The following is a 12,848-nucleotide window of genomic DNA, read 5'->3' as shown; positions in this document are numbered from 1 at the left end:
CAGCCGCCGCGCTTGCCGAGGGGTTACCGCCTGCCTTCCTGCGCAGCTGACTTGGCGGCAGAAATGACCTTGAAACGGCGGCGCTGCCTCGGCGGAAGCAGTGCGAGATAGTGGGGGTTCGCCCGAAGGAATTCCTGGGCCTCGGGACAGTACGGCGTGATGGCCAGGCGGCGCCGGTGGGCGTTGAGCAGGACCGACTGCATGAGGAAGGGCTCAAGGCCCAGCTTGCGGAAGCGGGGATCGACAACGGCGTGAAGCAGCAGGACATCACCGCCCCTCATCTCATACTGGACGTAGCCGGCCATCACCCCATTGCGGTAGAGCTCGAACCGGGAGAAGAGCACATTGTCCCGGAAGACCTCCCGCAGCCCGGCGGGTTCGACCTGCGCTTCGACGGCGGACTCCCTCCGCTCCAGTTCCTCGACAAGTTCTTCGTACCGGTCCCGTGTCTCCATGGTCGGGTATTCGCAGTCAAGGAGCTGGTAGATCCGGTTGCACAGCGCACGGAGCTGGCGTGTGGGAACTTCGGAAAGATCGGCAGGGTACTCCGCATCGTCCACCTGGCGGGTCGCACCGAGCGCGAGTCTTGAAATTCGCGGAAGCGACGCGGGGTCCGTGACAGCGGGACGAGCGCTGCCGGGGTGATCCAGTACTTGGGCGTTTTCATCCATGGTTGGGCTCCACTGTGGTGGTTCCATGGCCTCCTGCTTGACCAGTCCGTGCAGTCTAGTAGACAACCGGGAAAAGGGAAACCTCAGGCCACTGACCGTCTTTTCGCGGCCTGAGCGGCCTTTCGCCGGGCACGGACCGACCCTTGGACCTTCGTTGCGCGGGCTCAGATTCCCCACGTAGTCTCTGGTGCCCAGCAGACGGCCCGGCACCAGCAAAGGCACCTCCCATGCAGTCGAACACTCCCCCCGCACTCCGACGCCGCATCCCCCGCACCGCCGACCTCGCGCCGCTCCTGCAGTTCCGCCGGCCGCAGTTCGGCACCGCGGCCCGGCTCCGTCGCGCCAACACTATTGAAGACCTGCGCGCACTCGCCAAGCGCCGCACCCCCACCGCGCCGTTCGACTACACGGACGGAGCGGCGGAGGGGGAAATCTCCCTGGCCCGGGCCCGCGACGCATTCCGCAACCTTGAGTTCCGCCCCTCCATCCTGCGCAATGTAGGAACGGTCAGCACCACCACCCGGATCCTGGGCGGCACGGCCGCCCTGCCCTTCGGCATCGCGCCGACCGGCTTCACACGCATGATGCAGTCCGAGGGCGAGTACGCCGGCTCCCGCGCCGCCGAAGCCGCCGGCATCCCCTACACGCTCTCCACCATGGGCACCGCCTCGATCGAGGACGTCGCGGCGGCCGCCCCCGCAGGACGCAACTGGTTCCAGCTCTACCTGTGGACCGACCGGGGACGCTCGCTGGAACTGATCGACCGGGCGGCCGCCGCCGGCAATGACACCCTGATGGTCACGGTCGATACCGCCGTCGCGGGAGCACGCCTGCGGGATGTCAGGAACGGACTGACCATCCCTCCGGCACTGACTCTTCGAACGGTCGCCGACGCCTCCTACCGGCCCGGCTGGTGGTTCAACTTCCTCACCCACGAGCCGTTGTCCTTCGCCTCGCTGTCCCACTATCCGGGAACCGTCGCTGAGCTGATCAACTCGATGTTCGACCCGACCCTGACGTACGACGACCTCGACTGGCTGCGCGGGGTGTGGAAGGGAAATCTCGTGGTGAAGGGCATTCAGACCCTTGAGGACGCCCGCCGGGTGGTCGACCACGGCGCCGATGGCATTGTCCTGTCCAACCATGGCGGACGGCAGCTCGACCGGGCGCCGGTCCCCCTCCAGCTGCTCCCGCAGGTGGCAGGCGAGCTGCGGGGCAGGACGGCCATCATCCTTGACACCGGAATCATGAGCGGTGGTGACATCGTTGCCGCGCTCGCCCTCGGTGCGGACTTCACCCTGATCGGCAGGGCCTACCTCTACGGCCTGATGGCCGGGGGCCGCGCGGGGGTGGACCGGGCCATCGAAATTCTTGCCGCCCAGACCGTGCGGACGCTGCAGCTGCTCGGCGTGAACCGGGTTGAGGATCTCGGTCCCGAGCACGTGATGCTGCCGGCCGGAACCTCCACCGGGCAGGAAGGTCTCAATTCCATCTCGAACCTCCGAAACCGGGGAGGAGGCCGCTAGTATTCGGAGGGTGGCCCGTGGGGGTGCGGGCCACACCAAAAGTCTGGGGAGACACAATGCAGCGTGAACGGGTGCGGTATCCGTTGAGCTACCGTCGTGCCCGCACCGCGCTCTTCGCCGTCGGACTGTTCTGGCTGTGGCTGGGGCTGTGCAGCGCGGACTTCATCGCGGGCCTCTCCGAGTCCCCGATCCATGCCTTTATTGCCATCTACGCCCTCGCGGTGGCCGCCCTGGTCTCGCTTCCGGCGGCGCTGCTGGCCGGCGCGCGGATGCTGCTCACCCGGACCCGGCGGGCCGGTGAAGTTCTCCACCTTCCGGTGCGCGGCGAGGCCTCCGAAACGGCCCCTGCCCACTGGTGGTACGGCTCCAAGGCCTCCTAGAAGCGGGGCTCGCCTGCGACCCGGCCGCTAGCCTTCACATTCGTTGCAGTAGGCCAGGCCGTTCTTCTCGAGTGCGATCTGGCTGCGGTGCCGGACCAGGAAACACGAGGCGCAGGTGAACTCATCATCCTGCGGCGGAATCACCTGGATGAGGAGTTCCTCGCCGGAGAGATCCGCCCCCGGCAGGTCGATGCCCTCCGCCGTGTCGCCGTCCTCAATGTCAACGGATGAGGACTGCGCACTGCTTCCACGGTTCGCCTGAAGCGCTTCGAGGGACTCCGCTTCCTTGTCCTCGTCGTTATTGCGGGGTGCGTCGTAATCCGTTGCCATGGTGGAGCCGTTCTGATGGGGGTGTCGGAGCTGGGAAGCCTGTTGCAGCAACCGAGTCTAACGGGAAATCGGGATGGCTTTGACATGCTAGGTGGTTTATGCCGGGAGCCTTGTCATATTCACGGAGAACGCGCCAAGACAGTTCCGCAAGGCACGCTGCTGAAGGGGCGAGCAGCGCCCTCCCCAGGGGCGATTCCAGGACGCGCGCCCACGGACTGGACGCCTCGGCCCCCTCACTACCAGATGGTCTAGCATTGCGCTATGGCACAGCAGCGTTCCAGACCTTCATCCGGCTACTGGTACGCCCCGGAGCCGGACCGGGAGCGCGGATTGAACGTCCTCAACGCGCTCAGGGACTACCGCAGTGCGGAGACCGCGATGCGGCGGCGGACCCGGGACTCCATGGGGATGAACGAAACCGACCTGCTCGCCGTCCGGTTCCTCCTTCAGGCCGAGCAGGCCGGTGAGCGGATCGGCCCCAAGGACCTCGGAACGAAGCTTGGCATTTCCTCTGCCTCCACAACCACCCTCATCGACCGGCTGGTAGCCAGCGGGCACGCCCGCCGGGAGGACCACCCTACCGACCGCAGGGCCCTGGTGATCCGGCCGACAACGGGCTCCGATGCCGAAGTCCGCGCCACCCTGGGTGGAATGCACGCCCGCATGATGGCGGTGGCCGCCTCACTCAGCGACGGTGACGCCCGCGCGGTCATCGACTTCCTCACCAGGATGCGCGAGGTCCTCGATCAGGACGAGCACCCGACGCCTGTGGCCGGGACCAGTCAGGACGCCACGGGGGGCACCGGCCCCTCGGCCTGACTCGCCGCTGCACCGGAATCGGGCCCTGCCGCCGTCCGGCGCTGTGCCGGAAGCTGACAGCCGGCCCGGCTGCCGGACCGCGTAGGCTTAATGAGGAGCCCGGCTGCCACCACCTGAGCGGGCGGCCGAATGCATCAGCAAGGGGGCATATGGAATCCGAGACGACCTACGACGTCGAACCGGGCGAAGGTTTCTACACCTGGCCCCGGCCGCTGCCGCCGCCGACGCTGCGGGTCCTCAAGAAGGGGTTGCTGCTGGCGGCCGCCCTGCTCACCGTCCATCAGTTCATCCCGGCCGGCAGCGCCGGTTCCCTGGTCAGCGAGGTTTTCACGATCGCGCTCGTGATGTCATGGCTGGCCCCCCTGGGGCGGATGTACACCCGGCTGGCCGGACGCCGCGGCGACCGTTCCGGCTAAGCGGGACAGCGCGCCGCGCGCACTGGCCGGCATGGACCGCGCCCCGGGGCCGGCTCAGCCGGGATCCGCCACCACCAGCAGCTCGCCCACCTGGCAGTCAAGCGCCTCGCACACCGCGGCCAGGGTCGAAAAGCGGATCGCCCTGGCCCTGTCGTTCTTGAGGATCGACAGGTTGACCAGGCTTACTCCGACCCGGCGGCTGAGCTCGGTCAGGGTCATACCCCTTGCCTCGAGCAGCTCGTCGAGGCGGCAATGGATGCGTTCCTCGGACTCGGCAGGCATCAGACCAGCCCGACGACGTCGTCCTGGAGCCGCCGGCCGCGGTGCACGATGGCCGCGAAGAGCGCCATCACCAGCCCGATGACCACCGGGGTGGGACTGAACTCAAGAAAGAAGACGGTCCTGAGGTCTGCCCCGGGGAACAAGCCCGAATACCCGACAAGCCGGTCCCTTCCGGCGGAGCCGAGTGCCTGGGCCAGCGTGCCGGCGACCGCCACGAGGATGCCCACGACGCCGATGGCCCCTTCCGCGCCCCGGGTGAAGGTCCGGTCCGCCACGATCCGCCGGCACAGGACCCACACCAGCACGCACACGGCCACGACGATCAGGGCCTGAAGCCCCGCCGAGACGGCGAGCAGCAGCCCCTCGGTGGCGGGCACCGACTCGAAGGCCACCTCGACACTGCTGTAGCGTGCCCCCCGCACTTCCTCGACGACGCCGTCGACCCGGGGCGCGGCAACATTCCGGAGGGGAAGGTCCAGCGTCACCGGCCCCCTGAGGAGGGCCCGGATCTCGGAAACGGCGAGGGCTGTGGCCACCACTCCGACAACGGCCGCCACGACCATCAGGAACACGGCCTCGGCGCGGGACATGACCGGCGCAGAAGCCCGCTTGAGCTTCGATGGAGATTTTCCGCTTCTGGGTCCCATAGCGTCGTCCTTTATTGAAAATCGTTGTTAATGATTTTCGATAACCTATCTCCACCCGCCCGGACGGTCAAGGGCGGCGCTCCCGCTTCGGTCAGGGCTTGGCCAGGTACTCGTTGCGGACATCGATGAGCTTCTGAAGGTAGGCGGCAAGGAAGATCCGCTCGGCCACGCGCCCCAGAGGGCCCAGCGGCGCCGAGAACTCGATGCGGTCGATCATCACCGACCCGCCGTGTTCCCCGCGGAATTCGTGCTCGTGCCGGAAGCTGCGGAACGGACCCCGGACCTGCTCGTCAACGAACCGGTGAGGCGGCTCCATTTCGGTGATGCGGCTGGTCATGGAAAAGGGGAGGCCGAAGTGCCACGCCCGCCAGGTCACCTGCTCGCCGAGGGAAATTGTCCCTGAGGTCACCCCTGCCACGGCCCGCTCGCGGGAGTGCGCCATCGATTCCCGGTGCGCGTCGATGCTGCGGGACCGTTCAAACAGCTCCCGCACGGGCAGCGGGGAGAGGGTGGTGCGCTCGAAGTAGACGCTCATTCCCCGAGTATTGCATTCCAACCCGGCACGCCCCGGCGTGTCCCAGCACCGGGTGCCCTGAGGGTGCCGGCGCGTAACAGCGCGCAACGCATCCCGGCTGCCACCAACCCGGCGAAATGGCAAGAGCCGTCCCCCGGTAAATTGTTGGTGTGTTCCTCGGATCCTCCGGATAAGGTAACGTCCGCAGGGCGGAGGCCCCTGCAGTCTGGGGAGTATTCGGTGCGTAAGGCTGAGAGCTGGCTGAAATCGGCGGCGGGAGCGGTCGCGCTGAGCACGGTGATCCTCCTGGGATCACCCGGTGTGAGCGCGTACGCCGTCCAGGTGACTGCGGAAAAGGACGGACACGTCCCACCCGGACAGCAGAAGGGCCAGCAGGAGCCCCCGCCGGGCGAGCCGGCGCCGCCCACCGATCCGGGGCCGCCGGAGCCCGAGCCCCTGCCCACGACGGACCCTCCGCCCACCGTGCCGGTGGAACCGACGACTCCACCGCCGCCGGAAGTCCCCACCCCGGAGCCGACGCCCGAGCCAACGCCCGAACCGACGCCCGCGCCGCCCGCTCCGCCCGCTCCGCCCGCGCCGCCCGCGCCCGCCCCGGTGGCCCCGGTGGCCCCGGTGGCACCGGTGCTGCAGCAACCGCCGGTCTCCGTACCCGTGGTTCCCGCGCCCCAGGTCCTCCCGGCAGCACCCCCCGCGCCGAAGGTGGTCGTTCCGCCCAAGCTCAAGCCCAGCGTGCCCAAGTTCGCAACCGCACCCTTTGCGACGGCACCTTTCGCCAGCCAGCTTCCCGAAGGATCAGCGGCCCCGGCGGAGGAAGAGGCCGCCGAAGCGGCTGCGCCCGACACTGCGGCCGCCAGCACGGCGAAGGTCAGCCGGGTGGCGGGGATCGCAGGGACGCTCATCCTGCTTGCGGGCGCCGTCGTCGCCTTTGCCCGGCACCGGCCCCAGGACTAGCGCCGCGCGCATCCGCAGGCGGTAAGGCGCTGGGCCTATGCGTCGATTTCCTGCTGCGCGAGCACCGCGAGGGATTCCAGGTTGGCTGCGTCAGTGTCGCTGAATGCCCGCGGTTTGTCGTCGATGACGCACAGGCTTCCGATCCTCCAGCCGCCCGGACCGGTCAGCGGGTGGCCAGCGTAGAAGCGGATATGCGGCTCCCCCTGGACCAGCGGACTTGAGCTGAAGACAGCGTCCTTGAGCGTATCCGGAACAATGAGCATTCTGTCGGCGCGAATGGTCTGGTTGCAGAACGCGACGTCGCGGGGCAGGTTCTGGCCGATAGGTCCCGCGAGAGACTTGATGAACTGGCTGTCCGCGGTGATCAGGGCGATGGAGGACGAACTGACACCGAACTGGCGTTGGGCGCGCCGGGTGATCTGGTCGAACCGCGATTCCCCCGCGGTGTTGAGAAGCCCGGTCCTGCTCAGTGACTCAAGCCGCCGCAGCTCCGCTTCGCGTTGAATGGCCTGGATTGCGCCGACGGCACCGAGCGTACTGAGAGCTGGGTCGAGCCAGCCACCGAGCTGGCCGGAGTAACCGGCGGCCGCCGACACCTCACCCGTGCTGTAGGGCGCGGGCTGGACGGTGGACCCGCGGTCCTCGAGCATCTCATTGATGGCGTGGGCGACCAGGTCCCGCTCAAGGGAGGGCAGCACCAGGAGCCCGTAGAGGTAGGCCTCGACGTCGAGCGGATCGAGACGGCCACCCATCCCGGCGTAGTTGAGCCATAGGTCATAGGCGTCGAGCCCGGCGGCCGAGGCGCTTTCGATACTCAGCCACTGCTGGGCATACCTGTCCATTGCAGGCACCCGCCACCCCACCTCTCACTCCAGTAACGTTTTGTCTATCCGTCAACCGTAACTGAAAGAGCGCGGACGGAGGAGAGAACGTGAGAACGCGTTGTGGCCGGTTCCGCCGACTCGGGGCCATTTCCGCGGAGACGCCCCGGAGACAACGGAACCGTCAACTCTAGGGCTCCTGCCCGGAGCGGTCCATGACTTTCCTTCACAGGTCCGGCATGTACTCTGGTGCAGCGTCCATTCCTAGAAGAAAGCAATTCCCCCATGGCAACCGATTACGACGCCCCCCGCGTCGCGCAGGAAGACCAGCCGGCCAACGAATCGCTCGAAGCGATTCAGGCCCAACGCAGCGCCACCACGCAGACCGCGTTGATCGATGTCGAGGACGGCGACACCGCCGAAGGCTTCGATCTTCCGGGAGCTGTCGTCGATGACGAACTGCTCGTGGAAGTCGTTCCCGTGCAGGAGGACGAGTTCACCTGCATGTCCTGTTTCCTCGTCCACCACCGCAGCCAGCTGGCGCTGGATAAGAACGGCGCCAAGTACTGCAGGGAGTGCGAAGGCTAAAAGCGGAGCTTCCCCGACCGGCCTCTTTCGGCGTCGGACCCGCGCCCATCCGGGGGCGGGTTCGGCGCCGAATTGTCAGTGGCAGCACATAGTCTGACTACGACGTTTAGGCCGGGCCACCGAGGAAAACCATGAACACCGCCGTCCTTCCCGCACCGCAAATCTTCGATCGTCCCTGGACCCGCGAGCAGCTTCTTGGTGCCGCCGAGGCTTCCCGGGAGTCCGAGGAACACACCGACTACCACGGGGCCGCCCGGGCAATGGCCAGCCGGGGCCGGGCCGTGGACCTGCCCCGGATCAGGGCTCTGGTCAGCACCGTCATGGGCGGCACCGATGGGATCTACTACATCTGCTGCTCCCTCTACGGCGCCCACCTGGCCATCAGCTTCCCCGAACTTTTCACGGACCGCCAACGCCAGCTGCTCCTGGCGCCGCTTGCGGCTGCCGAGGCACCCGCCTGCGCAGGCGCACGCGAGCGTGCGGCTTAGTGGGGTACGACCCCTTCCGGGTTTGAGGCCTGCTCCGTTTCCGGCGCCGTTTTCCCTACCTTGTCTTTGACCTTTCCCCGGGCCCGGACCGTCAGGTCCGCTGCGACCCCTTCGAGGGGCGGGCGCCGAAGCTTTCGGCCAGGTCGAAGGTGAAGTCGATGAGCAAGCCGATCACATAGGCACAGTCCCGCCGGTCCTCAAGCTCACCCTTCATTCTGGTCAGCGCGGCCAGCAGGTCCTCATTGGACCGGCCGTCCTCAAGGTAGCGGTCGACAGCCGCGGCGAGGGCGTCCGCGCCGCCACCCTCTTCGAGGAAGCGGTAGGGCTCCCAGTTGAGATGGTCCCACTGTGACACCAGCTCCTCGGACATCCACGGCACCCCGGCCTCCTCAGCCCGCGGCCTGACAGCCGTTTCGAGGACGTCCCGGGTGCTGCTGACCTCGGCCATGATGCGTTCCGGATCCGCCGGCGTGAACGCTTCGAAGCGGTCGAGCGCCGTCCTGGCCTCCCCCACCGCGAGGCGCAGCCTCTCCTCGAAGGTGGGACCCTCATAAGGAGCCCGCCCCGCCCCGCCGAGGTCCAGCACCAGAGCGGAGACATCGGCGTAGGCGCGGTCAAGCCGGTGATGCACTCCGGCGACGTCCTGGTCGCCCCCGGCAAGCTTCCAGGCCTTCTCGTGAAGCGTGACGGCGGTGTCGATAGCCAGCATCCTGGCACTCGCGGCGACGGCCTTCTTCACCCTGCGCCCGGCCAGCAGCCGCACGCCGACCAGCCCGGTCGAAACCACCACTGTGAGGACCGACAGGGCTAGGACAGCGGGATCGCTGTCCTGCTCCCGCACTGCACTTCGGGTTCCGCTCAACCTTGTCTCGGCCACGATGCCTCCTCGGGGTTTGATTGCACATTCTTTCACGCAATTCCATTACCCGGGAGGTTCCGGCCCGCATTCCGAACCGCCGGACGGCTCGAAGGAATAGGTGGCCGACGTCGTTCTCCGCTCGGTATCGTGACGCTCAATGGTCCGACGAAAGGAGATCCCATGCCGAGGGGAGACATCGAAACGTTCCACGAGGTGGGCTTGTGGATGAATCGGCGCCAGGCGGTCGATGACAAGCCCTGGGGCCTTTCTGCCACCAAGGAAGAGGCCGCCGGAATCGGCCGGAGTGTCGCCAAGGCTGAAAAAGTGGAGCACATTATCAGGAATATTGACGGGACCATCGGGGAACGGAACTCCTACGGGAACGACCCTAGCAGCGTCAGCGGCTGACCGCTGCCGGCCTCGTGCCGCACGGCCAATGGTGACGGGGCGGACACCGCCCGTCACCCGAGGGTCAGCTCCTTCGGCATCGCCATTTCCTGCCGGAACTTGTTGACGTACTGCGGGCAGAAGGAGGCGACACCGGCCCCCGAAATAGTCCTCAGTTCCCCAGTCTTGTACATACCCCATGCGTCCCCCGCGCGGATCAGGCTGCTCGCATCCTGCGCTGCCCCGCCCTGGTCGTACATCCTGCAGAAGCTCATGGCGATGGTGATGATCTGGTCGCCCTTCGTGAACTGCAGGTCCGGATGTTCCCGGCGGACGTAGTCGAGGAACGCCTTCTCGTGCAGTTCCTCGTCCGTCAACGCCGAGACGGCCACCTTCACCCCCGGGGTGAGGTAGTCGGCAGTCGCGTCCGCCCGGGCATCAGTGCCGCACCCGGCGAGGAGAAGTCCCGCGATGCCGAGCACTACAACGGCAGGGTGTTTCAAGGGTCCCTCCTAGGAAGTATTCGACTCTGATTCTAGTGCCCGGTCAGCACGCTCCCGCTGCGGTGGATCCGTCCAGCAGGCATCCCGGCATCGTCCGGTTTCTACACACTGGACCGGACGTCACTGAAGGCAAAGGTGTCCTGCGGACCGTTCCGGCCGGGCGGGCGCTCAGCTTCGCCGTCCATACAGGCGACGGATGACACCCAGGGCGAGAATCGCAGCCGGCAAGAGGGCGAACAACGTTGCCAGAACAAAGTACTCAGTGACGATGATCGTTTCGACCGTGCCTACTTCCCAGAAACGGCATTCGATGCCAAGCGGAAAAACCAGCTCGTCGCCGCTACCTTCGTACGGGCCCGCCAAGCCTGGGTCCCACCCCTCGGGCAAGAAAAATTCAAGGCAGTAGAGTCGGGATTCAATGAAAGCTTGGCGGATGAATATTTGGACAAGCTCTTTGACCAACAGGTACCACACTGCGCATCCCGCGAGTCCAAGAACGACGAGCTTACGCAAGCCTGTCCCGCGTGCCTCCTCGGCGATGTTCGTCATTGGTCCCCCAGTTCTTCGAACGAGAGTGACACATCTCCCCACGCACAATGAGAGAATGCGGCGTTCGTTACCCTTCCGTTGTACGTCGCAGGATGATCGGGACGGCGAGTCCGGGAATGTGGCCTCGCCGCGGCCGGCCCGGGGGAAGTCCTCGACGATCAGTGCAGGGCGCCGGATTCCGCGGGAACAGTGGAGCTTAGAGGAATCGAACCCCTGACCTTTCTCAGGGGACGGCTTATTTCAATACTTGCCAAAGCCTGTCATGGCGCCAATGATCCGCGGAATTTAGACATTGCTGGCGACACGAAAAGGCCATGACATGTGATCGTATTTCACCATTTCCGTGTGGTGAACGTGTGACGGACTACGTACTTCTCACCAGACTCACCGGGGAAGGCAAGAGCAAAAGGGAGATCATGCGTGGTCTTAGACGGTGCGTCGACCGTGAGATCTACCGACCAATCGCCAACCCCGTCCCGGCGCCGACTGTTACGGATCTATGACCTCTCTGACATGAGCTGCGCATCACGTTGCAGGAAACAACGAAGGACCTTCACCAGTGGCCATCTACACTGTCGGCGTGATGCTGGGATGCAGCCGGTCCCGTCCGGCGGCGGTTCGACTTATGAGCCGGCGCCGGGCGGGGGTTTAGTTGCTTACCGGGGTGGGGATGTGGTTCGCTCGTCGGCGGAGGCTGGTGAGGACCAGTCCGCCGAGGAGGGCGAGGATACCGCCGATGATGAGGGTTGCGCTGGCCGATACGCTGTCGACCAGCACGCCCCCGATGATTGCGCCGACCGCGATTGCGGTATTGGCGACGGTGACGATGAGGCCGCCGATTTGTTCCAGGCGTGCCGGTTCGGTGTGTGCTCCCCAACTCAGGACGGTCGTCGGGACGCCGCCGAAGCCGAAGCCCCATAGGGCGACGGCGATGAACAGGCCGGCGGTCGATCCGCTGGTCAGGACCATGGTCAGCATGCTGGCGGCCACCAGGAGGGGGAACAGGAAGACCGCGGCGCGGAGGGACCGGTCGGCGATGGGCCCGCTCAGGGCGGTGCCCAGGACATTGGCGATGCCGAAGACCAGGAGCATGACAGCCAGGCCCCCGGCGTCGATGTTCGAGACGCTTTCCGCTGCCGGGCGGATGTAGGTGAAGCCGCTGAAGTGGCCGCCGAAGATCAGCAGGATGGCGGTGAGGCCGGCGATGACGAGGCCCGAGCGCAGCGTGGCTCCAAGGGCGCGCAGGCCGCTGACGGCCGTTGGGATGAGGTGCGGCAGGGTGGCCGTCTGCGCGATGAGCGCGACGAGCCCGGCGCCGGCGCCGAGGAAGAACACCCCGCGCCAGCCCCAGATTTCTCCCAGCCACGCGCCAAGGGGAACAGCGACGACGGTCGCGACGGACACGCCGGCGTTGATGATGGTCAGGGCCCGGCCGAGGTGGTCGCCGGGAACCAGCCTGGCCGCCATCGCGGTGGCCATGGCCCAGAAACCGCCCAGCGCGATGCCGAGGAGGACCCGTGCCAGAAGCAGCACGGTCAGGCTGGGTGCCAGGGCCACGATGACATTGGACAGGATGGCCAGAGCGGTCAGGCCGATCATGACGAAGCGGCGGTCCATCCGTGGGAGCACCACGGCGATGAGCAGCGCCGCGAACGCGCCGGCGATGGCGGTCACGGTGACGCTTTGGCCCGCGGCACCGATGGATACCTCCAGGTCATCCGCGATCCGCGGCAGCAGGCTCGCCGGAAGGAATTCGGACATCACGATGGCGAAAATTCCGATGCCCAGGGAAATGACGCCTCCCCAGGAGGCAGGCCGGTGGTGTGGGGATTCTCGGGCGGATTCGTGTGTGGTGGTGCTGGTCAAGATGTCATCTCTCTGATGCGGAAGGGCGTGGGCGTGGGAGAACATTCGGAGCCGATGGCAGGCCCAACGTGCTGAGGTGAGCGCGGGCGCTCACCTCAGCACTTTGGGCCGGCTGCTACCAGGAAACGTTGCCGTTCTCGTCCTGCAGCGTTCCGGTGGGGCCGTCCGCACCAAGGGTCGCAAGGCGGACCACGACGCGGGCGGACTCCTCCACCGGCCGGCCCACTCCG

At 66.7% G+C, this 12,848-nt stretch carries 17 protein-coding genes and 1 pseudogene; 8 read left to right on the top strand and 10 right to left on the bottom strand.

Annotated features, from left to right (window positions below; all coding sequences use genetic code 11):
• Positions 1-23 precede the first annotated feature (23 nt).
• Positions 24-671, bottom strand: coding sequence for a GNAT family N-acetyltransferase (locus tag GVV86_RS14605; RefSeq protein ID WP_159803178.1), 648 nt, complete (start codon positions 669-671; stop codon positions 24-26).
• A 227-nt stretch (positions 672-898) separates the two neighbouring features.
• Here GVV86_RS14605 and GVV86_RS14600 point away from each other — a divergent pair.
• Positions 899-2,122, top strand: a pseudogene (locus tag GVV86_RS14600) (alpha-hydroxy acid oxidase); the annotation flags it as partial.
• A gap of 131 nt (positions 2,123-2,253) precedes the next feature.
• Positions 2,254-2,577 (top strand): hypothetical protein, encoded by a 324-nt coding sequence (locus tag GVV86_RS14595; RefSeq protein WP_159803176.1) that lies wholly within the window; start codon positions 2,254-2,256, stop codon positions 2,575-2,577.
• A gap of 27 nt (positions 2,578-2,604) precedes the next feature.
• On the opposite strand, the gene GVV86_RS14590 is transcribed toward GVV86_RS14595, so the two are convergent.
• Positions 2,605-2,907 carry a DUF4193 domain-containing protein gene (locus GVV86_RS14590; RefSeq protein WP_133403603.1) on the bottom strand — a complete coding sequence of 101 codons (303 nt, stop codon included), beginning with the start codon at positions 2,905-2,907 and terminating at the stop codon, positions 2,605-2,607.
• Positions 2,908-3,168: 261 nt separating this feature from the next.
• Between GVV86_RS14590 and GVV86_RS14585 the strand changes: the two genes are divergently transcribed.
• Positions 3,169-3,726, top strand: a complete 558-nt coding sequence (locus GVV86_RS14585; protein ID WP_159803175.1) for a MarR family winged helix-turn-helix transcriptional regulator — start codon at positions 3,169-3,171, stop codon at positions 3,724-3,726.
• 149 nt (positions 3,727-3,875) lie between these two features.
• A complete protein-coding gene (locus GVV86_RS14580; RefSeq protein ID WP_159803174.1) occupies positions 3,876-4,142 on the top strand; it encodes a hypothetical protein in 267 nt (88 codons plus the stop codon).
• A gap of 54 nt (positions 4,143-4,196) precedes the next feature.
• On the opposite strand, the gene GVV86_RS14575 is transcribed toward GVV86_RS14580, so the two are convergent.
• The 3 genes from GVV86_RS14575 to GVV86_RS14565 form a co-directional block, all read right to left on the bottom strand.
• The gene (locus GVV86_RS14575) at positions 4,197-4,424 is read right to left on the bottom strand and encodes a helix-turn-helix domain-containing protein (protein WP_120167460.1); all 228 of its coding nucleotides are present in this window, start codon (positions 4,422-4,424) and stop codon (positions 4,197-4,199) included.
• Positions 4,424-5,071 carry a DUF2975 domain-containing protein gene (locus GVV86_RS14570; RefSeq protein ID WP_159803173.1) on the bottom strand — a complete coding sequence of 216 codons (648 nt, stop codon included), beginning with the start codon at positions 5,069-5,071 and terminating at the stop codon, positions 4,424-4,426. Before GVV86_RS14570 ends, GVV86_RS14575 begins: the two co-directional genes overlap by 1 nt.
• Positions 5,072-5,162: 91 nt before the next feature.
• Positions 5,163-5,606, bottom strand: coding sequence for an SRPBCC family protein (locus tag GVV86_RS14565; RefSeq protein ID WP_159619744.1), 444 nt, complete (start codon positions 5,604-5,606; stop codon positions 5,163-5,165).
• Between the two features lie 219 nt (positions 5,607-5,825).
• On the opposite strand from GVV86_RS14565, the gene GVV86_RS14560 reads away from it, so the two are divergent.
• On the top strand, positions 5,826-6,557 hold the full coding sequence (locus GVV86_RS14560; RefSeq protein ID WP_159803172.1) for a hypothetical protein: 732 nt from the start codon (positions 5,826-5,828) through the stop codon (positions 6,555-6,557).
• 35 nt (positions 6,558-6,592) lie between these two features.
• Here GVV86_RS14560 and GVV86_RS14555 read toward each other — a convergent pair whose 3' ends face one another.
• Positions 6,593-7,399, bottom strand: coding sequence for a GAF domain-containing protein (locus GVV86_RS14555; protein WP_159619748.1), 807 nt, complete (start codon positions 7,397-7,399; stop codon positions 6,593-6,595).
• Between the two features lie 264 nt (positions 7,400-7,663).
• On the opposite strand from GVV86_RS14555, the gene GVV86_RS14550 reads away from it, so the two are divergent.
• Positions 7,664-7,966: a DUF4193 domain-containing protein gene (locus tag GVV86_RS14550; protein WP_120167448.1), complete on the top strand. Its 303-nt coding sequence runs from the start codon at positions 7,664-7,666 to the stop codon at positions 7,964-7,966.
• 131 nt (positions 7,967-8,097) lie between these two features.
• Positions 8,098-8,454 (top strand): hypothetical protein, encoded by a 357-nt coding sequence (locus tag GVV86_RS14545; protein ID WP_159619750.1) that lies wholly within the window; start codon positions 8,098-8,100, stop codon positions 8,452-8,454.
• 91 nt (positions 8,455-8,545) lie between these two features.
• On the opposite strand, the gene GVV86_RS14540 is transcribed toward GVV86_RS14545, so the two are convergent.
• On the bottom strand, positions 8,546-9,331 hold the full coding sequence (locus GVV86_RS14540) for a hypothetical protein (RefSeq protein ID WP_159619751.1): 786 nt from the start codon (positions 9,329-9,331) through the stop codon (positions 8,546-8,548).
• Positions 9,332-9,493: 162 nt separating this feature from the next.
• On the opposite strand from GVV86_RS14540, the gene GVV86_RS14535 reads away from it, so the two are divergent.
• Positions 9,494-9,721 (top strand): DUF2188 domain-containing protein, encoded by a 228-nt coding sequence (locus GVV86_RS14535; RefSeq protein WP_120167438.1) that lies wholly within the window; start codon positions 9,494-9,496, stop codon positions 9,719-9,721.
• Positions 9,722-9,774: 53 nt separating this feature from the next.
• Here GVV86_RS14535 and GVV86_RS14530 read toward each other — a convergent pair whose 3' ends face one another.
• From GVV86_RS14530 to GVV86_RS14520, 3 genes are all read right to left on the bottom strand, one after another.
• A complete protein-coding gene (locus GVV86_RS14530) occupies positions 9,775-10,203 on the bottom strand; it encodes a DUF732 domain-containing protein (protein ID WP_159619752.1) in 429 nt (142 codons plus the stop codon).
• A gap of 168 nt (positions 10,204-10,371) precedes the next feature.
• On the bottom strand, positions 10,372-10,752 hold the full coding sequence (locus GVV86_RS14525; protein ID WP_159803171.1) for a hypothetical protein: 381 nt from the start codon (positions 10,750-10,752) through the stop codon (positions 10,372-10,374).
• Between the two features lie 648 nt (positions 10,753-11,400).
• Entirely contained in the window at positions 11,401-12,618 is a 1,218-nt protein-coding gene (locus tag GVV86_RS14520; RefSeq protein ID WP_201291465.1) for an MFS transporter, read from the bottom strand.
• Positions 12,619-12,848: the final 230 nt, after the last annotated feature.

The sequence above is a fragment of the Arthrobacter zhaoguopingii genome (genome assembly GCF_009828595.1).
Taxonomy (GTDB): domain Bacteria; phylum Actinomycetota; class Actinomycetes; order Actinomycetales; family Micrococcaceae; genus Arthrobacter_D; species Arthrobacter_D zhaoguopingii.
This window is presented reverse-complemented; position numbering and strand designations above follow the sequence as displayed.